The sequence below is a fragment of the Amycolatopsis tolypomycina genome, from assembly GCF_900105945.1.
GTDB classification, from domain to species: Bacteria; Actinomycetota; Actinomycetes; order Mycobacteriales; family Pseudonocardiaceae; genus Amycolatopsis; species Amycolatopsis tolypomycina.
Genome location: NZ_FNSO01000004.1, coordinates 5,034,368 through 5,056,454, shown reverse-complemented (window position 1 = coordinate 5,056,454; position 22,087 = coordinate 5,034,368). Strand labels below are relative to the sequence as shown.

Genomic DNA, 22,087 nt, shown 5'->3' with positions numbered 1-22,087 from the left:
GCTCCTCAGAACGGGTAGGGCGCGATGTCCGCGCGGACGGTCAGCCACTGGGTCTCGGTGAAGGCCTCGATGTTGGCCTTCGCCCCGCCGAAGCGGGAGCCGTTGCCGGAGTCGCCGACGCCGCCGAAGGGCGCGGTCGGCTCGTCGCCGACGGTCTGCTCGTTGATGTGCACCTTGCCCGAGCGGACCTCCTCGGCCAGCTTCATCGCCGTGCCGACGTCGCCGAGGATGCCCACCGACAGGCCGTACTCGGAGTCGTTGACCAGCCGCGCGGCCTCGTCGAGGTCGCGGTAGGCGCGCACCGGCGCGACCGGGCCGAAGATCTCCTCGCGCCAAGCCGGGCTCGCGTCGTCGAGTCCGAAGAGGACGGTCGGCGGGTAGAACGGAGCGTCGGGCTTGCCGCCCGCCAGCACCTGCGCGCCGGCCGCGACGCTGCGGTCGACGACGTCGGTGACGTGCGCGAGCTGGCGGTCGTCGATGATCGGGCCGAGCGCGACGTCGCCCTCGGCCGGGTTCCCCACGGGCAGCAGGCGTGCCTTCTCCGCCAGGGCCGCGACGTATTCGTCCACCTGGGACTCGTGGACGAGGTGGCGGCCGGTGGTCATGCAGATCTGGCCCTGGTGCAGGAAGGACCCGAACGCGCCGGCGGAGGCCGCCTTGGCGACGTCGGCGCCCGGCAGCACGACGAGCGCGTTGTTCCCGCCCAGCTCCAGGTGCACGCGCTTGAGCGAGCGCGCGGCGGCCTCGCCGACCTTCCGCCCGGCCGCGGTCGAGCCGGTGAACGACACGACCGACACCTCCGGCGCGTCGACCACGGCGGCGCCGACTCCCGTGTCCCCGGGCAGCAGGTGCAGCAGCCCCTCGGGCAGCCCGGCCGCTTCGAAGACGCGCAGGATGCTCACGCCGCCGCACACCGCGGTCCGCAGGTCGGGCTTGAGCAGCACGGCGTTGCCGAGCGCGAGGGCGGGCGCGACCGAGCGGATGGCCAGGATCAGCGGGAAGTTGAACGGCGAGATCACCGAAACGACGCCGGCCGGCACCCGCCGGGCCAGCGACCAGCGGGGTTCGCCGGTGCTCAGCACCTCGCCGAGCGGATGGGCGGGCAGGGCGGCGGCCTCGAAGCAGATCCCGGCCGCCATCTCGGTCTCGATCCCGGCCTTGGGCCTCGTCGAACCGGCCTCGCGGACGATCCAGTCCTGCACCTCGGCGGCGTGCGTCTCCCACAGCTCGCCGGCGCGGCGCAGCACCGCGGCGCGTTCGGCGGGCTTGCGCCGGGCCCAGTCGCGCTGGGCCTTCGCGGCGATCGCGGCGGCTTCGGCGACGTCGCCCGGCGTCGCGATGCCCACCTGGCCCAGCACGGTGCCGGTGGCCGGTTCGACGACCTGGTGGGTCCCGCCGCTGCCGCCGCGGAATTCGTTCTCCAGCATGATCACTCCGGTGTGGTCGGTTCGGTGTCGACCTGGATCAGCCGCGGGCCGTCCGGGGTCGTCTTGAGCTGGGCGCGCAAGTCGTCTTCGCTGGTGACAGCCGTGGCTTCGACGCCGTATCCGGCGGCGATGGCCGTGAAGTCCATGCCGGGGATCTGCGTGCCGGGCACGTCCGGCGTCCCGAGCAGCTCGCCGAACCACTGCAGGGCGCCGTAGACGCCGTTGCGCAGGATCACGAAGGTGACCGGCACGCGGTAGTGCGCGGCGGTCCACAGCGCCGTGATGCCGTAGTTGGCCGAGCCGTCGCCGATGACGCCGACGACCGGGCGGTCCGGGTCGCCCATCGCCACGCCGACGGCGGCGGGCAGGCCGAACCCGAGCCCGCCGGCGGCCGGGAAGAAGTAGGAGCCTGCGCGCCGCAGGTCCATCTGCCGCCACCAGGCGGAATTCGTCGACGTCGACTCGACGACGTACCGCGTGTCGGCGGCCTGGGTGTCGCGCAGGGCGGCGAACACCTGCTCCGGGTGCAGCGCTTTCTCACCGGTCCGGGGCTGCGGGTTCTCGACGTAAGTGCGTTCTGTTCTGCGGGCGGGGACCTTCTCCAGCAGCGCTTCGATCACCGGCGCGGGGTCGGCGACCAGCGCCTCGCCCATCGGCGCGCGGGCCGCGGCGCCGACGTCGTCGGTGACCTGGACCAGCCGGGTGCCGTCGGGCAGGTAGGCGCCGGGAACGTGCTGGTGGTAGCGGAAGACCGGCGCGCCGAGCACCAGCACGAGGTCGTGCCCGGTCAGCGCGGCCGAAACCGGCGCGATGCCGGCGGGCAGCACGCCGCGGAAGAGCGGGTGCCGGTTGGGGAAGGGCAGCCGGTGCGGCGACGGCGCCACCCAGGTCGGCAGGCCGAGGTGCTCGGCCAGCGCGACGGCCCGGTCGAAGAGCCCGGTGGCGTCGATGTCGCCGCCCAGGACCAGTGCCGGGTTCTTCGCCCCGGCGACGCTCGCGGCGAGATCGTCGAGCTGGGCTGCGCTCGGCGTGAAGCCTCGCTGGACCTGCCGGTCGAGCGTCGCCGTCTCGGGCAGCTCGGCGGCCCAGTCGTCGTAGGGCACGGAGAGGTAGGTCGGACGCCGCTGCAGCTCGGCCTCGAACACGGCCTGCGCGAGCGAGCGCGGGACGTCCGCGGCGCAGCTCGGCTCGCCGGCCCAGCCGACCAGGGGCCGCATCAGCTGCGTCGCGTCGACGTTGGCGAGCATGGCCTCCGGCCCGATCGCGGTCCGGACCTGCTGGCCGGCGGTGAGCACCAGGGGAGAGCGCGAGTAGACGGCGTTGGTGAGCGCGCCCATCGCGTTGCCGGAGCCGGCGGCGGCGTGCAGGTTGACCAGCACCGGGCGGCCGGTCACCTGGGCGTAGCCGTCGGCCATCCCGACGACGGCGCCTTCGTGCAGGCCGAGGACGTACCGGAAGTTCCCGGGCAGCTCGGCGAGGAAGGGGAGCTCGTTGGACCCGGGGTTGCCGAAGACCGTGGTCAGGCCACGGCGGTCCAGGAACTCGTGGGCGAGGCGGCGGACAGTGGGCATGGGCGGACCCTATGGAGCACGGCGGCCTGTGTTCCAATAAATGTTGGCTCGGTCGTTCATAGATGGGATCGATGATGCGCGACTTCGACCTGAACCTGGTGCGCACGTTCGTGCTGCTGTACGAGACCCGCAGCGTCACGGCGACGGCCGAGTCCCTGCACGTCACGCAGCCGACGATCAGCTACAGCCTGCAGAAGCTGCGGCGCCGGTTCTCGGACGAGCTGTTCCGCCGCACCGGCGGCGGCCTGGTCCCGACGACGACGGCCCGCGCGCTGTACGAGCCCCTGCACAGCGCGCTGTCGGAGATCGAGACGGCGGTGAGCGGGGCGAAGTCGTTCTCGCCGTCGACGGCTCGGGCGGCGTTCACGCTGTGCCTGTCGGACCTGGGGGAGATCTCGTTGCTGCCGCGCCTGATGGCGGCGCTGCCGGCGCGGGCGCCCGGGGTGACGCTGACGGTCCGGCCGCTGGACGTCGACCGCGCGGCCGACCAGCTCGGCCGCGGCGAGATCGACGCGTTCATCGCGTCTTCGCTGATCAGTTCCCAGCGCGTCGCCCGGATCCCGCTGTTTTCCGAGGGCTACCTGGGCATGGTGGCGGCGGACCACCCGCGGCTTTCCTCGGCGGTCTCGGTGGAGCAGCTGGCGGCGGAGCGCCACGTGACGGTGTTCGGCCCGACCGGCCACGACGGCCCGCGTCGCGCGCTGGAGACGTCCGGCCTGCTCGACCGCGTGGTCCTCGAGGTGACGCGCTTCGCGGCCCTGCCGTACCTGGTCCAGGACGGCGAGCTGGTGGCGATGGTCCCGCGCCTGGTGGCGGAGATGTTCGCGGCCGACCACCGGGTCCGGCTGTTCGAGCTGCCGCTCGAGGTCGAGCCGGCCCAGGTGTCGGTGTACACGCGGCACACGCACGCCCGCAGCCCGGCCCAGCACTGGCTGGTGGGGTTCATGCGCGAGGTGCTGGGTTAGGTCGTGGTGCAGCGCGCGCCGGAGAGGGTGAACCCGACGGGCGTCGGGTTGCTGCGGTCGAAGGAGCCGTTGAAGCCGATGTTGACGGTCGCGCCGGGGGCGAGGCTCAGGTTGTAGGAAACCGCTTTCATGGTGACCCGCGAACCGCTCTGGGAGAAGTCGCCGTTCCAGCTGTGGGTGACCCGCTGCCCGGCGGTGAAGTTCCAGGTGGAGGTCCACGGGTTGAGCGTCTGGTTGCCGGTGTTGGTGACCCAGACGTTGGCGGTGAAGCCGTTGGGCCACTGATCGGTGACGGCATACCGAACGGTGCACGAGGCAACCGGAGCAGGCGGCGGCGGAGGGGCCTGCGTCGGGCTGGTGGAGCCGGCCGTGGTCTTGGGCGCGGAGGTGGTGGGGGAGGCGGAGGTCTGCCGGATGACGGTGGGCACCGGCGCCGGAGCGGAGGAGCTGGTCAGCGCCCGCGGAGTGGTGGTGGCGGGAGCAAGCGAGTCGGGCGCAACGGCGGCTTGCCGCCCGGGCGAGCTTTCGGAGGTGACGGCAATGATCACGAGGCTCCCGACGACAACAAGGCCCCCACAGAGAGCGGAAACCCACCGAATCCGCCGCCCGGCCCGCTGCTGAGCGGCGGCGGCCTCTTTGGCACGCTGCTCGAGCCGTTCCCGGTACCCGACCCCGGTGTCGTCTTCCCGCGGCCGAGTGAGGGGCGAGTAGGCCCCCAGCGACCGAGGCATGGCCCCGGTTTCCCGCAGCAGATCGTCAACGGAGACCTCATCATCAGGCCGCCACCCGGCGCGCGCCATAACCGGAACCTCCAGGTCCTGAGGGGCGCTCGAACGCGCTGGCTTGCCCGGCGAATCCTAGGAAGCGAAACCGGTCTTGTAAACCATGTGGACAAACGGGTTTCGCAGCCAGGTGACCATTTGACGGCCTGCATCACCAGGAGGTTCCCGGGTGACGGAGCGCAGCTGGATCGATGCAGGGAGTCGAAACCTGTCGATCATGCCAGAGGGGGTCGAGAGGTCGATGTGCACCCCCCTGAACGAGGGGCGCGGGGGGCCGTATACTCTTTCTTCAGCAGGTCCGAGTGGCGGAATGGCAGACGCGCTAGCTTGAGGTGCTAGTGCCCTTAACGGGCGTGGGGGTTCAAGTCCCCCCTCGGACACAGTATTACCCCACGGATCGCGAAACGCGATCTTGAAGCTGGGTCGATTCTAGCTCAGCTCGAATCGATCTCCTCCAGTTGCCAACCGGCGTTGTCGCAGACAACGAACCGCCCTGAGTTGCGCAAAGCTGATGCAACACGGCTGCTTCGTGTCCGATCAGACTCCAGCGTGGCGTGGCCGTCACCGTCTTGATCTCCAAGTCGGATACGGATCGCCTCGACGAGGTGGTCCTCGCGGATGTAGAGCGTCTTCGGTCGCGGGTGGCCGGCGAGTTGGGTGCTGGTGTGGCCGTGGCGGCAGCGGTAGGTCGGACGCCCGTGGTTCCAGTGCGAGTCCAGGCGGCGATCGCAAACGCCGCAGTGGATCAGACCCGCGAGCGCAAACCGGCGAGGTCCGCCGTCCGTGGTTGGTCGTGCGGCTCGGATTTGCTGAGCGGCGATGAAGTCCTGCTCCGTGACGAGTGCCGGATGTGCCGCCTTCGCCGAAGGCGCCGGCGATGAGGCTGGGCCGCTGGTGTGGGTAGCGCGCCGGTTCCAGGCCTGTCGGCCGGTATAGCGCGGGTTGGCAAGAATGACAGCGACGGTACGTAGGGTCCAGGTCCTACGGGTTCGATGGCGATTGCGGTCCGGGTCGGCGCTGGATGGACAGGGGACACCGCGTTCGTTGAGGTGTCGGGCGATGCTCGCGACGCTGTGTCCGGCCAGACGCTGCCGGAACATCCAAGTGACGTGTGGTGCTGTGCGTTCGTCGGGCGCGAGGCGCTGTAGTCGTCGGCCCCAGCGGGCGTTTGCGGGGTTGGGGTGCGGGCCGGCGTCGACGAGCCGGTAGCCGTAGGGCGGCCTTCCGCCGAGGTAGCGGCCCTGCTGGGTGACCTGGTTGTGCATCGCTGCCAGTACTCGGTGCCGGGCACGCAGCACCTCCCGTTGCGACTGGGTGGCCAGCAGCGCCAGCAGGACCCGGTGATCGCGGTTGCCGAGGTCGACCGGGCCTCCCGTCTCGGGCAGCCACAGCTGGAGGCCATGCCGAGTGCACCAGGTGTAGAGGGTGGCGAACTGGGTGCCGGTGAAGGCTCGCTCGTACTCGCCGACCACGATCGCATCGATCGTCTGATCTGACCTGACGATCTCGGCCATGAGCCGCGCTGCGTGCGGCCGTTGTGTCCATGGGACGCGGCGTGAGGTGCCGGCGTCGAAGTAGGTGGCGACGACCTGGCCGTGACCCGCGACCAACTCCTCAGCGATGTCGCGCTGCCAGCCCTGTGACGACACACGATCTTGATGGCGGGTGGTCGACGTGCGGCCGTAGAAGGCGAACCGTAGGCCGTTGACCGGAGAGTCTGTGGATCCTGCGCCAGCCTGGTTCTTACTGCTTATCCACTGCGCGAGCATGTCCGCGGCGTCGTCCGCTGGAGGGAACAGAGCTGGGTGTTGTTGATGCGGATGCACGTTGGACCGATGGCGAGGCGGGCACCTTATGACGGCGTGTTCGAGTTCGTTCGCCCGTTCGGCGCAACGGATCGGCTGAACGATCCCGTATAACGACGTACGCGGCGAGGCTGAAGCGATCAACGCATGGGTGAGGACGCTAAGTGCCCTTTCCAGATAGGTTCGCCGGGTTGGTCAGGCGGCTGGGGTGAGGTGTTGCCCGCCCCAGCGGATGCCCTTCTCGCTGCGGACTCGTGCGCGTTCACGACGTTGTGCGGTGAGCAGGTCAGGGTGGCGGGCGTTGGCGTTGCGCCAGGGCAGATAGTCGTGCAATCGACGAGCCAGCACCGGGTGGTTGGTGTGGTTCGATCCGGCGATGACGAACTTGCGCAGCGGCCCGAAGTGCGCCTCGATCGGGTTGGCCCATGACGAGTAGGTCGGGGGTGAAGCACAGCTCGACCTTGTTGCGGGCCGCCCGGGTGCGGATCGGCTGGCCGCGGTGGGCGGAGAGATTGTCCAGGATGATGTAGATCGACCCCTCGCCGCGGAGAAGTAGCACCGTGTCAGCGCGATGTCTTCTTCGCGTCAGCGCGTTCCGTGACCGTGGTTGTCGTGACGGCGAGCGACGACGAACGAGAGGTTCGGAACATGAGCAGGGTGAACAGGGCGCGGGTGTTGCGGCGCGTGGGGGTGACGGCGCTGGCCGTCACGCTGCTGGCCGGGGTGGTCGCCCCGGTCGCCGCTGCCGGGCCGGACCGGCCGGAGCTGCGGGCGGCGATCCAGGAGATCGTCGACTCCGGGTTCACCGGGGTGCAGCTGCGGGTGCACGACCGGCGCGGCGACTGGACCGGCAGCGCTGGGTCGCGCGCTGGGCGGGACCGCGCAACCGCCGACGGACGGGCGGTTCCGGATCGGCAGCACCACCAAGACCTTCACCGCGGTCCTGGTGCTACAGCTGGTGGCCGACGGCCGGATCGGGCTGGACGCCCCGGTCGCCGGATACCTGCCCGACTTCGGCTTCGACCGGCGGATCACGGTGCGGATGCTGCCGCAGCACACCAGTGGACTGTTCAACTACACCGGCGAGTACTACGACGACGGGACGGTCGCACCGGGGATCCCGTGGTCGGGTAAGGAGTGGGTGGACAACCGGTTCCACACCTACCCGCCGCAGGACCTCGTGCGGTACTCGCTGGCCAGGCCAGCGCGGTTCGCGCCGGGCACCGGCTGGAGCTACGCCAACACCAACTACGTCGTCGCCCGGCTGCTGATCGAGAAGGTCACCGGTCACTCCTACGCCGACGAGATGCAACGGCGGGTGCTGCGTCCGCTCGGGCTGCGTGACACGGTGGTGCCGGGCACCTCGCCGGAGCTGCCCGGGCCGCACGCCCACGCCTACTACCGGTACTCCGACGGCGGGCAGGAGAAGACGGTCGACATCAGCCGGCAGAACCCCTCCTGGATCTCCAGCGCCGGCGAGATGATCTCGACGACCAAGGACCTCGGCAGGTTCTTCTCCGCGCTGCTGGGCGGAAAGCTCCTCCCCGCCCCGCAGCTGGCCGAGATGCTGAAGCCGCACGCGACTCCCGACTCGACGAGCGACTACGGCCTCGGGATCTTCGAGCTGCACGCGGACGCGAACTGCAGCGGTGAAATGCTGCTGACGCACAACGGCAGCGTCCAAGGCTACGGAACCCTGGTGTACAGCACACCCGACGGCAGGAAGACGCTGCAGGCATCGGTGACCTACGTGGACACCGGGATCGCCCCCACGGCGGCTTACCAGAAGGCTGTGCAAAGCCTGCTGCAAAAAGAATTCTGTACCGCCTGAAGGCCGGCAGCGCCAGGTGTCATGGCGACGCCTGGCGCTGCATCGTGCCACCGATGTGAACGGATCTCGCGCTCAACCGGGGCGGCTCGCTCGGGAAAGGACCGGGCTGAGCAGGTAGCGCGCCCGGCCGGGGTGTGGGCCGTTCGCGGGCTGGGCGCGACCGCTGCGCACAGTTCGCCGGACCACAGGCACTCGGCCGGCAAACTTGTCGACCACGCGCCGGACCACGGCCTGAGCGGCGGTCCGGACGACCGGATCTTGCCTTCGGCGAACAGCACGCCGACCGATTCCGGAGCGTCTCGGCGACCGGCTGCCACGGCTGCTGAGCCGGCCGCGGCGGCCACCTGATCATCGAATCCGCACGAAATTCTGTTCGAAGGCGGTGACAACAAAACATCAATAACGGCCGCTGCCCCGTCCGGAACACGTATGCAGCATCGCCGCCACGCCCGCGACCGGCTGAACTTGCCGACATGCGCATAGCTCCGCCTGTCCCAGCGGGGTTCGGGATCGCGCTCGGAATGGCGCTTGGCGCGACCGCCACAGTGTTGTCGGTCGCCGCCGGTGCCAGGAGCGTTCCGATCATCTCGCTTGTCGCGATGGTGGCGGTGGTCGACGCGATCGCCATGGTCACGACCGTCTGGGCCACCTTGGCGACTGCGGCCGTCTGCTGGGCGCTCGACATCGGTTTCGTCCTCGACCGGAACGGCGAGCCGGTCTTCACGCCCCAAGCCGGCCATGCCGCGCTCGTGCTGGGCTTGTGCGCCCTCACCGCGCTGGGTTTCGCATCCACTCTGCGCGCGGCCCGCGTTCCGGCGCACGAACACAATCACGTCGGCCAGGTGACCATCCCGCTTCCGCGACAGGGTGACTCGATACCACACCCGAGCGGGTGAGCGGTCAGGATCGGCGCTGGGTGGTGACGCCGCGGCGGATGTCGCCGGGGAGGGGGCGGACGCGCTGGAGGTCGCGGCGGTTGGTGGAGCTGAGCTGCCACGGCACGCTCGTCACCATCACCCCGGGCTCGAACAGGAGACGTCCCTTGAGCCGCAGGGAGCTCTGGTTGTGGAGGACGTTCTCCCACCAGCGGCCGACGACGTATTCGGGGATGTAGATGCAGACCACGTCGCGGGGGCTGTCGCGGCGGAGGTTCTTGATGTACTGGACGATGGGGCGGGTGATCTCGCGGTAGGGGGATTCGATCACCTTGAGCGGGATCTTCATCGAGCGCTGTTCCCACTGTCGTTGCAGTTCGCGGGTGTCGGCATCGTCGACGTTGACGGTGATGGCGCTGAGCGTGTCGGGGCGGGTAGCACGGCCGAACGCGATCGCGCGCTGGCTGGGCTTGTGCAATGTGGACACGAGCACGATCGCGTGGACGCGGCTCGGGAGCAATTCGAACTCGTCGTCGGGCTGGAGTTCCTCGCGGACGTGGGTGTAGTGGCGGTGGATGCCCCGCATGAGGACATAGAGCACCGGGATGGCGATGACGACGAGGTAGGCGCCGTGGGTGAACTTGGTGATCATCACGACTACCAGGACCACGGCGGTGAGCACCGCACCGACGGCGTTGATCAGCCGGGAACGGTGGATCGACCGGCGTTCGCGGGCGTCGGTGCTGTCGGCCAGCGCGCGGTTCCAGTGCCGAACCATGCCGGCCTGGCACAGCGTGAACGACGTGAAGACGCCGAGGATGTAGAGCTGGATCAGGCGGGTGGTCGAGCCGTCGAAGGCGAAGATCAGGATCCCGGCGACGACCGCGAGCGCGACGATCCCGTTGGAGAAGGCGAGCCGGTCGCCGCGGGTGTGCAGCTGGCGGGGCAGGTAGCGGTCCTGGGCCAGGATCGAGGCCAGCAGCGGGAACCCGTTGAACGCGGTGTTCGCCGCGAGGATCAGGATCAGCGCGGTGGCGGCCTGGAGGAAGTAGAACAGCACCGAGTGGTCGCCGCCGAACACCGCGGCGGCGATCTGGCTGATCACCGTGCGCTGCGGGTCGGTGGTGCAGTCGCCGCGGAACCCGGTGAGGTCGCAGGTGTTCTCGGCGATCCGCACGTGGCTGATCATGGCCAGCGCGGTGATGCCGCCGAACATGGTGACGGCGATGACGCCCATCGCCGTCATGGTGCGCGCGGCGTTGGCGCTCTTGGGTTTGCGGAACGCGGGCACGCCGTTGGAGATCGCTTCGACACCGGTGAGCGCGGTGCAGCCGGAGGAGAACGACCGCAGCAGCAGGAACACCAGTGCCAGGCCGGTCAGTCCGACCTGTTCGGGGCGGACTTCGTAGCCGGCGCTCTCGGCGACCGGCGCGTGGCCGGCGACGGCCTGGCCGAGGCCGAGCGCGATCATCAGCACGACCCCGCCGATGAACAGGTAGGTCGGGATGGCGAACGCGCGGCCGGACTCCCGGATGCCGCGCAGGTTCATCGCCATCAGCACCACGATGAAGCCCAGGTTCAAGGCGATGCGGTGGTCGTTGAGCTCGGGCACCGCGGAGATGATGTTGTCCACACCGGACGCCACCGATACCGCGACCGTCATGATGTAGTCGACCATCAGGGCGCCGGCGACGACGAGTCCCGCGGAGCTCCCGAGGTTGCGTGAAGCGACTTCGTAGGAGCCACCGCCACTGGGGTAGGCCTTCACGACCTGGCGGTAGGAGATCACGACGACGGTCAGCAGCACAGCGACCGCGAGGCCGATCCACGGCGCGAGTGTGAGGTACGCCAGGCCGCCGATGCTCAGGATGAGCAGGATCTCCTGGGTCGCGTAGGCGACCGACGACAGCGGGTCACTGGCGAAGATCGGCAGCGCGAGCCATTTGGGCAGCAGGGTCTCGCCGAGGGTGTCGCTCCGGAACGGCCGTCCGAGTACCAGCCGTTTGAGCCATGACGTGGGTGCTGGCACACATCGCAGCGTGCCTGGTGCCGCGGCGGATCGGCGTAGAGAAACCGTCAAGATGCGAGCATCGGCGTAGGGAAATCGTAAGTGTCGCCCGGGTGATCGTCAGGTTCTCGTCAACGGCGCTGGTCCTCCGCGGTCACCTGCCTACGGTTCCGGCACATCGTCCCCGGGAGCTGCCATGGCCGAAGCTGGTCTCACGCGCGTGATCCGCTGCCCCGGTGCGGTGGAGCTGCTCGACGAACTCGCGTCCGGCGCCCGTACCGTCGCCGCGCTGCGCCGGGCGGTCCCGCGGCGAGTGCTCGCCCCCGCGTTGCGGGCGCTGGCGGCCGAAGGCGCGATCCGACGTTCAGTGGTGGGTACCTGGGACGGCCGGCCGGGCGATGAGGTGATGTTCTCCCTCACCGCCGTCGGCCACCGGTTTGTTGCCGGATTGTCTGAATTGGACGTGTGGGTCGAGGTGTACGAGCGCTACCTCAACGGGTAGCCGGGCCCAGGTCGAACAAGGCCTGCGCGTCGTGGATGCACTCGAGGATGTCGCGCGCCAGCTGGGCCGCCGGGCGGGTGGACACGGTGTCGGCCAGTTGCAGATCGCGCACCTGGCCGTCGAGGGTCACGACGACCGAGATAGCGCCGTCGTGACTGCTGTGGCTCACCTGGACGCTGCTCTGGCGGGGAAGGGACGTGCGGAGCTCGGGGTCGGCTGCCAAGGAGAACTCCCGGGATGAGATCCGGATCGGGCTGAAGACGTGATCGTTCAAGAGTGGCCCCGAATTCCCCGCGATGCGAGCCGTTCACCCCGTCGACGCCGAGTTGTGACCAAGTCCGGAATGGACATCCGGCGCTCCGTCAAGAACGCGTCAACGCGCCGTGGCAAGGCATCAAGACTCTGTCAGGTGACATCCGAACGGGAGATCCGGGAGGCAGGCTTCCGCAAGCCCGGTCACCATTCTGGTCGACCTCGGGTTTGTCGTGCGTGAGAAAGGAGCAGTGCGATGGCCGATCTGGCCTATGTGCTGCTGGCGATCGTGGTGTTCGCCGTGCTGGCCTTGACCCTGCGTGGATTGGAGCGGTTGTGAGCGGCACCGGCGTGGTCGCCAACGTCGTCGGCGGCGTCCTGGCGTTGGCCCTGATCGTCTACCTGTTCATCGCGCTGATCAAACCGGAGAAGTTCTGATGTCCTCGACGTGGGCCGGCCTGGGACAGGTCGGCCTCCTCCTGCTCGCCCTGGCGCTGGTGTACCGGCCGCTGGGCGACTACATGCACCGCGTGTTCACGAGCACGAAACATTGGCGGCTGGAGAAGGCCGTTTACAAGATCGTGCGCGCGGATCCGGAGTCCGAGCAGCACTGGAAGACCTATGCCTCGGGCGTGCTGGGCTTCTCGTTCGTCTCGGTGCTGTTCCTCTACCTGCTGCAGCGCATTCAGCCGCTGCTGCCGCTGAACTTCGGCCGCACCGTCGACCCCGGGGTCGCCTTCAACACCGCGATCAGTTTCGTCACCAACACGAACTGGCAGTCCTACGTCCCCGAGGGCGTCATGGGCCACGTGGTCCAGATGGCCGGGCTGACCGTGCAGAACTTCGTCTCCGCCGGCGTCGGCCTGGCGGTGGCGATCGCGCTGACCCGTGCGTTCGTCCGCTCGCAGAGCGACCGGCTCGGCAACTTCTGGGTCGACCTGACCCGCGGCACGGTCCGGATCCTGCTGCCGCTGTCGTTCCTCTTCGCGATCGTGCTGGTCGCGCTCGGCGTGGTGCAGAGCCTCAAGTCCGGCGTCTCGGTGCTCAACCCGGACGGCTCGGCCAGCACCATCGCGCTCGCGCCGGCGGCGAGCCAGGAGGCGATCAAGGAGATCGGCACCAACGGCGGCGGCATCTTCAACGCCAACTCCGCCCACCCGTTCGAGAACCCGAACTCGTGGTCCAACCTGATCGAGATCTTCCTGCTGCTGGTGATCCCGGTCGCCCTGACCCGCACCTTCGGCAAGCTGGTGGGCAACACCAAGCAGGGTTACGTCCTCCTCAGCGTCATGGGTGCGTTGTGGGCTGGGATGCTCGCGGTGATCTGGTGGGGCGAGACGCACGCGAACGGTGCGGCTGCCAGGCTGGCCGGCGCGGCCCTGGAGGGCAAGGAAACCCGCTTCGGGATCGCGGGGTCGGCGTTGTTCGCCGACTCGACGACCGGCACGTCGACCGGTGCGGTGAACTCGATGCACGACAGCTTCACCGGGCTCGGCGGCTTCGGGACGCTGCTGAACATGATGTTCGGCGAGCTCTCGCCCGGCGGTGTCGGCACCGGCCTCTACAGCATCCTGGTGATGGCGATCATCGCCATGTTCCTGGCCGGCCTGATGGTCGGGCGCACGCCGGAGTACCTGGGCAAGAAGCTCGGCAAGCGTGAGGTCACCTGCGCCTCGATCGCGATGCTGGCCATGCCTGCCGTGGTGCTGATCGGCGCGGGCGCAGCCCTGCTGATCCCGGGCAACACCGCCGCGTTCAACAACCCGGGCGCGCACGGCTTCTCCGAGCTGCTCTACGCCTACACCTCGGCCAGCAACAACAACGGCAGCGCCTTCGCCGGAATCACCGTGACCAACGACTGGTACCAGTCGACTCTCGGTGTCTGCATGGCGCTGGGCCGGTTCATCCCCATCCTCGCTGTGCTCTGCTTGGCCGGTTCGCTGGCCGCGCAGAAGAAGGTGCCGGAGACCGCCGGCACGCTGCCGACCACCAGCCCGCTGTTCGCGACGATGCTCGCCGGCACGGTTGTGCTGGTCGCGGCCCTGACCTTCATCCCCGCCCTGGCCCTCGGGCCGATTGCCGAGGCTCTCGCATGACCATGACCACCGACCGCACCCCCGAGGAAGCCACCCAGCACCACGTCGAGAACGCCGGCCGGGTCGGCGCGGGCGTGTTCAACCCCCGCCAGCTCTGGACGTCCCTGCCGGACGCCTTCCGCAAGCTCAGCCCGCGCCACCAGCTGCGCAACCCCGTCATGTTCGTGGTCTGGGTCGGGTCGGTGCTGGTGACCGTCTTCGCGATCACCGACCCGGGCGTGTTCAACATCGGCGTCGCGCTGTGGCTGTGGTTCACCGTCCTGTTCGCCAACCTCGCCGAAGCTGTCGCCGAAGGCCGTGGCAAGGCCCAAGCCGAGTCCCTCCGCAAGACCAAGAAGGAGACCGTCGCCCGCCGCCTGACCGAGGACGGTTCCGAGGAGCGTGTACCGGGCGTCGACCTGCGGATCGGTGACCTGGTGGTCGTCGAGGCGGGCGAGGTGATCCCGGGTGACGGCGACGTCGTCGAGGGCATCGCGACCGTCGACGAGTCGGCCATCACGGGTGAGTCGGCCCCGGTCATCCGCGAGTCCGGCGGCGACCGGTCCGCGGTCACCGGCGGCACGACCGTGCTGAGCGACCGGATCGTCGTCAAGATCACGACCAAGCCGGGCGAGTCCTTCGTGGACCGCATGATCGCCTTGGTGGAGGGCGCTTCGCGGCAGAAGACGCCGAACGAGATCGCGCTGACCATCCTGCTGGCCGTGCTGACGATCATCTTCGTCCTCGCGGTCGTGGCGCTGCAGCCGATGGCCGGCTACTCGGGCGGCCTGGTCTCGGTGATCGTGCTGACCGCACTGCTGGTTTGCCTGATCCCCACGACGATCGGCGCCCTGCTGAGCGCCATCGGCATCGCGGGCATGGACCGCCTGGTCCAGCGCAACGTGCTGGCGACCAGCGGCCGCGCGGTCGAGGCCGCCGGCGACGTATCGACGCTGCTGCTGGACAAGACCGGCACGATCACCTTCGGCAACCGCCAGGCGACCGAGTTGCTGCCCGCCGGATCGTCCACGGTGGAGGACCTGGCGATCGCGGCGCGGCTCTCGAGCCTGGCCGACGGCACGCCCGAAGGCCGCAGCATCGTCGACCTGTGCGGCCGCGAGCACGACCTCGCGGCCGAGCCGAACGAAGCGGAGAAGTCCGGCGAATTCGTGCCGTTCACCGCGCAGACCCGGATGTCCGGCATCGACCTGAACGGCCGGATCGTCCGCAAGGGCGCCGCCAGCGCCGTGCGGGCCTGGGTCGCGGAGCACGGTGGCACCGTGCCGGACGAGGTGCACACCATCGTCGACACGATCAGCGCCGAAGGTGGTACCCCGCTCGTCGTCGCCGAACAAGTCGAAGGCGTCGCCGCCGTGCGAGGGGTGATCCGGCTGTCCGACGTCGTCAAGCCCGGCATGAAGGAGCGCTTCGCCGAGCTGCGCACGATGGGCATCAAGACCGTCATGATCACCGGGGACAACCCGCTCACCGCGCGGGCGATCGCCGCGGAGGCCGGCGTCGACGACTTCCTGGCCGAGGCCAAGCCCGAAGACAAGATGGCGCTGATCAAGAAGGAGCAGGAGGGTGGCCGGCTGGTCGCGATGACCGGCGACGGCACCAACGACGCCCCCGCCCTCGCGCAAGCGGACGTCGGGGTGGCGATGAACACCGGGACCATGGCGGCCAAGGAGGCCGGCAACATGGTCGACCTCGACTCCAACCCGACGAAGCTGATCGAGATCGTCGAGATCGGCAAGCAGCTGCTCATCACCCGCGGTGCGCTGACGACGTTCTCCATCGCCAACGACCTGGCGAAGTACTTCGCGATCCTGCCCGCGATGTTCGCGGCGATCTACCCGCAGCTCGACACGCTCAACATCATGCGGCTGCACTCGCCGAACTCGGCGATCCTGTCCGCGGTCATCTTCAACGCGCTGATCATCGTGGCGCTGATCCCGCTGGCGCTGCGTGGCGTGCGGTACAAGCCCTCCACCGCGAAGGCGCTGCTGCGACGCAACCTGCTGATCTACGGCCTCGGCGGCATCGTGACGCCGTTCGCCGGGATCTGGCTGATCGACCTGCTCGTCCGACTGATTCCGGGAATGTGATCATGAAGGTGCTGTACAAGCAGACCGTCGCCGGCCTGAAGATGCTGCTGGTGCTGACCGTGCTGCTGGGCGTCGTCTACCCCCTGGCCGTCTGGGCGGTGGCCCGGATCCCCGGCCTCTCGGACCAGGCCGAAGGCTCGATCGTCACGCAGAACGGGCAAGCCGTCGGGTCGTCGCTGATCGGCGTCGACCCGGTGGCGAAGGACCCGGCCCACGACCCGTACTTCCACAACCGGCCCTCGGCGGGGTCGAAGGACCCGCTCGGCCCGGGTGACCCGTCCACCTCGGGTGCGTCGAACAAGGGCACCGGCAACGACGACCTGCTCGCGCTGGTCAAGCAGCGGCAGGAGCTGATCGCCAAGCGCGAAGGCGTCGACGTCTCGAAGATCCCGGCCGACGCCGTCACCGCGTCGGCCTCGGGCCTCGATCCGCAGATCAGCCCGGCCTACGCCGAGCTGCAGGTGCCGCGGGTCGCACGGGAGAACGGCCTGAGCGAGGACGAGGTCCGCAAGCTCGTCGCCGAGAACACGACCGGGCGTGGGCTCGGCGTGCTCGGCGACCCGGCGGTCACCGTGCTGCAGCTCAACCTCGCCGTCGCGGCGGCCAGGCACTGACCGGTGACGACAGCGGACGCGGGCAAGCGCCGTCGCGGTGAGCTGCGGATCTACCTGGGGGCCGCCCCGGGCGTGGGGAAGACCTTCGCCATGCTCGGGGAGGCCCGCCGCCGGCTCGGCCGCGGCACCGACGTCGTCGTCGGCCTGGTGGAGACGCACGGCCGGCGCAAGACCGCTGAGCTCCTGGACGGGCTCGAAGCTGTCCCGCGGCACACGCTGGCCTACCGCGGGCACGACTTTGAGGAGATGGACGTCGATGCGATCCTCGCCCGCGCCCCGGAAGTCGCGGTCGTGGACGAGCTGGCGCACACCAACGTGGCCGGCTCGCGCAACGAGAAGCGCTGGCAGGACATCGAGGAACTCCTGGACGCCGGGATCGACGTGCTCTCGACGGTGAACGTGCAGCACCTGGAGAGTCTCAACGACGTCGTCGAGCGGATCACCGGCATCGCCCAGCAGGAGACCGTCCCGGACGAGGTCGTCCGCCGCGCCGAGCAACTCGAACTGGTCGACATCACGCCCGAGGCGCTGCGGCGGCGGCTCGCGCACGGCAACGTCTACCCGGCCAACCGGATCGACGCCGCGCTGGGCAACTACTTCCGGCCCGGCAACCTCACCGCACTGCGGGAGCTCGCCCTGCTGTGGGTGGCCGATCAGGTCGACGTCGCGCTGCAGCGCTATCGCAGCGAGCGCGACATCACCGACACGTGGGAGGCGCGGGAGCGGGTGGTCGTGGCGATCAGCGGCGGCCGGGAGAGCGAGACGCTGATCCGGCGGGCCCGCCGCATCGCCAAACGGGCCGGCGCCGAACTGTTGGTGCTCCAGATCCTGCGCGGCGACGGCCTGGCTGGGGCATCCCCGCAGGCGATCGCCGAGTACCGCAAGCTCGCCGAAGACGTCGGCGCCACCTTCCACACCGTGGTTGGCGACGACGTCCCGACCGCGCTGCTCGACTTCGCCCGCGGCGTGAACGCGACGCAGGTCGTCGTGGGCACGTCCCGGCGCTCCCGGGTGGCGCGGCTGTTCGACGAGGGCATCGGCGCCACGGTGGTGCAGGAGTCCGGGCCGATCGACGTGCACATGGTCACCCACGACGAGTCCGGCGGGCGCCTGCGCGCGAAGCTGTTCCCGCGCAGCTCTCTGGCCCGGCGGCGGCAGGTGCTCGGCTGGGCGCTCGCGCTGCTCCTGCCTGCGGTGGCGACGCTGATCGGCGTGGTGCTGCGGCAGACGCTGATTCTGTCCACCAACGTGATCGACTACTTCCTCGCGACGATCATCGTGGCCCTCGTCGGCGGGCTCGGGCCCGCGCTGTTCGCGTCGATCGCGAGCGCGTTGCTGCTGAACTTCTTCTTCACCCCGCCGCTGTACACGCTGACCGTCGACGCCCAGCAGAACATCATCACGCTGATCGCGATGGTCGTCGTCGCGGTGGCCTTCGCGCTCGTCGTCGACCGGGCCTCCCGCCGGGCCGACGCCGCCGCGCGGGCCCGGACCGAGGCCGCGCTGCTGGCCTCCTACGCACGGACCGTGCTCGGCGACGGCGACCCACTGCAGCGGCTGCTGGAAAAGGTGCGGGAGAACTTCGGGCTCGAATCCGTCTCGCTGCTGGAGAAACAGGACGACGAATGGGTCCGCGCGGCCTGCACGGGGGAACGGCCGTGCGACGACCCGGACGAAGCCGACGTCGACGTCCCGGTCACCGACGACGTCCACCTCGCGTTGCGCGGCCGGACGCTGCCGGCACACGACCAGCGGGTGCTCGAGGCCGCGGCGGGTCAGGCCCTGCTCGCCCTGCGGCAGCAGCGGATGGCCGCGCAGACGCAGGAGGCACAGCGGCGGGCGGAAACCACCGAGCTGCGGACGGCCTTGCTCTCGGCCATCGGCCACGACCTGCGCACCCCGCTCACGTCCATCAAGGCCGTCTTCGGCGGGCTGCGCGCCCACGACATCAGCTTGTCCGAAGAGGACACCGAGGAACTGCTGAGTGCCGGTGAAGAGTCGACGGACCGGCTTTCCGGGCTGGTCGACAACCTCCTGGATTCGTCGCGCCTGGCGACCGGCGCGGTGCAGCCGCTGCTCCGGCCGGTCGGGTACGACGAGGTCGTCGCGACGGCGCTGGCCGCGGTGGACGGCGGCGCGAAGATCGCGGTCGACATCGACGACCGGCTGCCCGCGGTCACCGCTGATCCCGGCCTGCTGGAACGGGCGATCGCCAACGTGATCGACAACGCGCTCCGCCACGGCGGCGGCGAGGTCGCCGTGCGCGCGAGCGCGTACGGGGGCCGCGTCGAGCTGCGGATCGTCGACCACGGCCCCGGCTTGCCGAAAGGCACGGCCGATTCGGCGTTCGCGCCGTTCCAGCGGCTCGGCGACCGCAACACAACTCCCGGTGTCGGGCTGGGGCTGTCGGTCGCGAAGGGGTTCGTGGAGGCGATGGACGGGGACATCCGGGCCGAGGACACCCCGGGTGGCGGCCTGACGATCGTGGTGTCCCTGCCGGAGGTGACGCGATGACGTCTGTGCTCGTGGTCGACGACGAAACCGCGCTCGTGCGGGCGCTGCGGATCAACCTCACCGCCCGCGGCTACTCCGTGGTCACGGCCACCGACGGTGCCTCGGCGCTGCTGACCGCGGCGACCGAGCACCCGGACCTGGTGCTGCTCGACCTCGGGTTGCCCGACATCGACGGCATCGAGGTGATCCGCGAGCTGCGGACCTGGAGCGCGATGCCGATCATCGTGCTCTCGGCCCGGGACCGGTCCGCGGACAAGATCCGGGCCCTCGACACCGGTGCCGACACCTACGTCACCAAGCCGTTCGGGATGGACGAGCTGTTCGCGTGCCTGCGCGTCGCGGAACGGCGGCTGGCCCTCGGCGCGCCGCCCGAACCGGACCTCGTCGTCGAGACCGCCGCGTTCACCGTGGACGTCTCATCGAAGACTGTCCGCCGGGGTGACGTGGCGGTGCACCTGACCCGCACGGAATGGGCCATCCTCGAACAGCTCGTCCGCAACCCCGACTCGCTGATCAGTGGTAAACATCTGCTGACCAAGGTCTGGGGACCGGACTACGCGGACCGTGGGCACTATCTGCGCGTCTACATGGCACAGCTGCGGCGCAAGCTCGAACCCGAGCCGTCCCACCCGCGGTACCTGATCACCGAGACCGGCATCGGGTACCGCTTCGTCCCGGAGGAGTCACCGTGATCGATCCCAGCGAAGCCATCGAGCTGGCGGCCGCGCGCGGCGACACCGCCGAACTGCGCAGGTGGGCTGCCGCCGGGCATTCCGACGCCGTCGACCTGCTCATCGAGCTCGCCACCGAACGAGAAGACCTCGACGAACTCCGCCGGCTCGCCGACGAAGGCAGCCAGACCGCGGCCGAGGTGCTCGCCGAGATCGAAGGCGAATAGCCAGGAACCGTACGTAGCTAGTACCGCTCGTCCCGGCGCGGGTGCTCCTGGCACCAGCGTTCCGCCACACGGAGCACCACAGCCAGTGCAACGAAACCGCCGATCAGCATCAGCGTGTAGGCCAGGTCGCTCATCGAAATCCTTCGGATCGCCGGAACTTCGTCACCGAACGATGGCGTGCCGTGGCCGCCCGCACACGTCGCACCGGCATGTCTTTCACGCTGTGCTCTCGGATTTTGACGTTGGATTGATCCGCTTTCGCCCCCGGAAGAACGCACGCGACGCCGGTAGCGCCAGCAGGACGATCACCAGCAGGGAACCGGCCGTGGTCAGGACCAGCTTCGCGCCGTCGACGACCGGAAGCCAGCTCGGCATGGCCTCGCGAGCGGCGTCGACCAGCTTCGGGACGTCGACCTGCCGGAGCACCGGATCGCCGGAGTCCCGGAAGCTCGTGGCGAGGAACGTGGCCGTGAACAGCTGAGCCGGCACGATCAGCGCCCCGGCCACCGCCAGCAACGGATGGAAGACCCAGGACAGCACCTGACCGGCCCGCCGCCCGGTCAGGTTCAACCGTGCCAGCACGACGAGGACGGTGATGATCGCCGCCGGCAACGGCGTCTCGGCGGTGTTCGAGCCGAAGCTGACCCCGTGCTCGGCGAGCAAGGACGCGGGCAGTCCCTGCCGGGCGAGTTCGGCTTCTGCTGCGGCCTGTGCATCGGCTCCGGAGGTCCAGACGACGATGATCGACAGCACGAACGACAGCGCGGTCAGCAGCTGAATCCAGACGGCGAGGACGACGGCGCGTGATCTCGTGAGCGGTCGAAGCATGGCAACACCCCTGGTCAGGTCGCCCGATCGTCGGAGAAGGCGAGGGTTTGCGGTTCGGAAGTGTTCCGAGATCAGGGGAAAACTCAGGGTTGGCCACCTGCCGGAGCCCGTGTCAGAGCGGAGTCAGGGGCATGTCAGGCGAACCGCCGACAGTAGCGGCATGACGAACAGCAACGCTTCCTCCACCGGCTCGGCCTGGACCGGCATGCTCCCGGTCGACGACACGGCCCTCGCCGTCACTGACACCGGTGGCACCGGCATCCCGGTGCTCTACTGCAACGGCCAGTTCGCCACCCAGGGCTACTGGCGACGGGTGCTGGCCGAACTCGGCGGCGAATTCCGGCACATCACCTTCGACGAGCGGGCCCGCGGCAAGTCGAAGCGGTCGGCGGACTACTCCTTCGAAGCCGCTGTCCGGGACGTCGACGCCGTGCTGGCGGCGCGAGGTGTGGAGCGGGCGTTGGTGGTGGGCTGGTCCTACGGGGCGGTGGTCGCGGCGCACTGGGCCGAGCGGAACCCGCAGCGGGCGATGGGGGCGGTCCTGGTGGACGGGGCGTACCCGTACGACTGGCTCGACGAGGCGATGGAGCAGCGCATCCGGAAGCTGTTCAAGCGGCTGAACCTGGTCATGCCCTTGCTGCGCCCGACCGGCCTGACCCCGCGGATGAGCGCCGAGCAGCAGGCCGAGAGCAACATCGAACTGGGAGTGCTGTCGCGCGAGCGCGAGCTGGGCCCGGTGCTGGACGGGATCACCGTTCCAGTGCGGTACGTGGTCGCTTCGGGCACGTCCTTCGGAAGCAAGGATGATGAACAGGAACGTCTGCGTGTCAGCCTCGACGGGGTGACCGACCGCAACTCGAACATCAAGGTGAGCTCGAAGGTCAAGAGCAACCACGGGGCGATCCTGAAGAAAGATGCGCCGGCCGTCGCCGCGGCTGTCCGCGAGGTCACGACTCTTGGCCGTGCCGACGGCTGAGGGCGCGACCAGGGAGCCCGCCGGGGCCGTAGGATCGGGACGCCTGCAAACATACG

General features: G+C 69.5%; 20 protein-coding genes and 1 tRNA gene. 13 read left to right on the top strand and 8 right to left on the bottom strand.

All coding sequences use genetic code 11. From position 1 onward, the window contains the following. Positions 1-5 precede the first annotated feature (5 nt). On the bottom strand, positions 6-1,427 hold the full coding sequence (locus tag BLW76_RS32585) for a benzaldehyde dehydrogenase (RefSeq protein WP_208613441.1): 1,422 nt from the start codon (positions 1,425-1,427) through the stop codon (positions 6-8). A 2-nt stretch (positions 1,428-1,429) separates the two neighbouring features. Then, a complete protein-coding gene (gene mdlC, locus BLW76_RS32580; protein WP_091314654.1) occupies positions 1,430-2,998 on the bottom strand; it encodes a benzoylformate decarboxylase in 1,569 nt (522 codons plus the stop codon). 74 nt (positions 2,999-3,072) lie between these two features. Here mdlC and BLW76_RS32575 point away from each other — a divergent pair, with 74 nt between their 5' ends. Then, a complete protein-coding gene (locus BLW76_RS32575; RefSeq protein WP_091314651.1) occupies positions 3,073-3,963 on the top strand; it encodes a LysR family transcriptional regulator in 891 nt (296 codons plus the stop codon). On the opposite strand, the gene BLW76_RS50045 is transcribed toward BLW76_RS32575, so the two are convergent. Beyond that, the gene (locus BLW76_RS50045) at positions 3,960-4,763 is read right to left on the bottom strand and encodes a cellulose-binding domain-containing protein (protein ID WP_244170430.1); all 804 of its coding nucleotides are present in this window, start codon (positions 4,761-4,763) and stop codon (positions 3,960-3,962) included. The genes BLW76_RS32575 and BLW76_RS50045 overlap by 4 nt on opposite strands. A gap of 278 nt (positions 4,764-5,041) precedes the next feature. Here BLW76_RS50045 and BLW76_RS32565 point away from each other — a divergent pair. Beyond that, a tRNA-Leu gene (locus BLW76_RS32565) sits at positions 5,042-5,125 on the top strand. A 54-nt stretch (positions 5,126-5,179) separates the two neighbouring features. Here BLW76_RS32565 and BLW76_RS32560 read toward each other — a convergent pair. After that, the gene (locus BLW76_RS32560) at positions 5,180-6,514 is read right to left on the bottom strand and encodes a recombinase family protein (RefSeq protein WP_091314646.1); all 1,335 of its coding nucleotides are present in this window, start codon (positions 6,512-6,514) and stop codon (positions 5,180-5,182) included. A 599-nt stretch (positions 6,515-7,113) separates the two neighbouring features. Then, positions 7,114-7,356: a hypothetical protein gene (locus BLW76_RS50040; protein ID WP_244170738.1), complete on the bottom strand. Its 243-nt coding sequence runs from the start codon at positions 7,354-7,356 to the stop codon at positions 7,114-7,116. A 50-nt stretch (positions 7,357-7,406) separates the two neighbouring features. On the opposite strand from BLW76_RS50040, the gene BLW76_RS32550 reads away from it, so the two are divergent. Together BLW76_RS32550 and BLW76_RS32545 are read left to right on the top strand one after the other, a co-directional pair. After that, positions 7,407-8,381: a serine hydrolase domain-containing protein gene (locus BLW76_RS32550; protein ID WP_341866550.1), complete on the top strand. Its 975-nt coding sequence runs from the start codon at positions 7,407-7,409 to the stop codon at positions 8,379-8,381. A gap of 521 nt (positions 8,382-8,902) precedes the next feature. Next, entirely contained in the window at positions 8,903-9,277 is a 375-nt protein-coding gene (locus BLW76_RS32545; protein WP_091314644.1) for a hypothetical protein, read from the top strand. A gap of 4 nt (positions 9,278-9,281) precedes the next feature. Here BLW76_RS32545 and BLW76_RS32540 read toward each other — a convergent pair whose 3' ends face one another. After that, positions 9,282-11,285, bottom strand: coding sequence for an APC family permease (locus BLW76_RS32540; protein ID WP_091314642.1), 2,004 nt, complete (start codon positions 11,283-11,285; stop codon positions 9,282-9,284). 175 nt (positions 11,286-11,460) lie between these two features. On the opposite strand from BLW76_RS32540, the gene BLW76_RS32535 reads away from it, so the two are divergent. After that, a complete protein-coding gene (locus tag BLW76_RS32535) occupies positions 11,461-11,766 on the top strand; it encodes a winged helix-turn-helix transcriptional regulator (protein ID WP_091314639.1) in 306 nt (101 codons plus the stop codon). Here the strand turns inward: BLW76_RS32535 and BLW76_RS48050 are convergent. Continuing rightward, positions 11,756-11,935, bottom strand: coding sequence for a YbaB/EbfC family nucleoid-associated protein (locus tag BLW76_RS48050; protein ID WP_143060729.1), 180 nt, complete (start codon positions 11,933-11,935; stop codon positions 11,756-11,758). The two genes, BLW76_RS32535 and BLW76_RS48050, sit on opposite strands and share 11 nt — an antisense overlap. Before the next feature lie 419 nt (positions 11,936-12,354). Between BLW76_RS48050 and kdpF the strand changes: the two genes are divergently transcribed. Genes kdpF through BLW76_RS32495 form a run of 7 tightly spaced genes read left to right on the top strand, consistent with a single transcriptional unit; the run spans position 12,355 to position 20,227 of the window. After that, positions 12,355-12,456, top strand: a complete 102-nt coding sequence (kdpF, locus tag BLW76_RS32525; protein ID WP_020639212.1) for a K(+)-transporting ATPase subunit F — start codon at positions 12,355-12,357, stop codon at positions 12,454-12,456. Next, positions 12,456-14,114 carry a potassium-transporting ATPase subunit KdpA gene (gene kdpA / locus BLW76_RS32520; RefSeq protein ID WP_091314635.1) on the top strand — a complete coding sequence of 553 codons (1,659 nt, stop codon included), beginning with the start codon at positions 12,456-12,458 and terminating at the stop codon, positions 14,112-14,114. The genes kdpF and kdpA overlap by 1 nt, the downstream gene beginning before the upstream one ends. Continuing rightward, the gene (kdpB, locus tag BLW76_RS32515) at positions 14,111-16,201 is read left to right on the top strand and encodes a potassium-transporting ATPase subunit KdpB (RefSeq protein ID WP_091314632.1); all 2,091 of its coding nucleotides are present in this window, start codon (positions 14,111-14,113) and stop codon (positions 16,199-16,201) included. Before kdpA ends, kdpB begins: the two co-directional genes overlap by 4 nt. Positions 16,202-16,203: 2 nt before the next feature. Further along, entirely contained in the window at positions 16,204-16,815 is a 612-nt protein-coding gene (kdpC, locus tag BLW76_RS32510) for a K(+)-transporting ATPase subunit C (protein WP_167384809.1), read from the top strand. Positions 16,816-16,818: 3 nt separating this feature from the next. Then, a complete protein-coding gene (locus BLW76_RS32505; RefSeq protein ID WP_091314628.1) occupies positions 16,819-19,329 on the top strand; it encodes a sensor histidine kinase in 2,511 nt (836 codons plus the stop codon). Then, positions 19,326-20,021, top strand: a complete 696-nt coding sequence (locus BLW76_RS32500; protein ID WP_091314626.1) for a response regulator — start codon at positions 19,326-19,328, stop codon at positions 20,019-20,021. Before BLW76_RS32505 ends, BLW76_RS32500 begins: the two co-directional genes overlap by 4 nt. After that, positions 20,018-20,227, top strand: a complete 210-nt coding sequence (locus tag BLW76_RS32495) for a hypothetical protein (protein ID WP_091314624.1) — start codon at positions 20,018-20,020, stop codon at positions 20,225-20,227. The genes BLW76_RS32500 and BLW76_RS32495 overlap by 4 nt, the downstream gene beginning before the upstream one ends. 216 nt (positions 20,228-20,443) lie before the next feature. Here BLW76_RS32495 and BLW76_RS32490 read toward each other — a convergent pair whose 3' ends face one another. Next, entirely contained in the window at positions 20,444-21,055 is a 612-nt protein-coding gene (locus BLW76_RS32490; RefSeq protein ID WP_091314621.1) for a hypothetical protein, read from the bottom strand. A 160-nt stretch (positions 21,056-21,215) separates the two neighbouring features. Between BLW76_RS32490 and BLW76_RS32485 the strand changes: the two genes are divergently transcribed. Then, complete coding sequence (locus tag BLW76_RS32485) at positions 21,216-22,031, top strand: alpha/beta fold hydrolase (protein WP_091314618.1); 816 nt, start codon at positions 21,216-21,218, stop codon at positions 22,029-22,031. Positions 22,032-22,087: the final 56 nt, after the last annotated feature.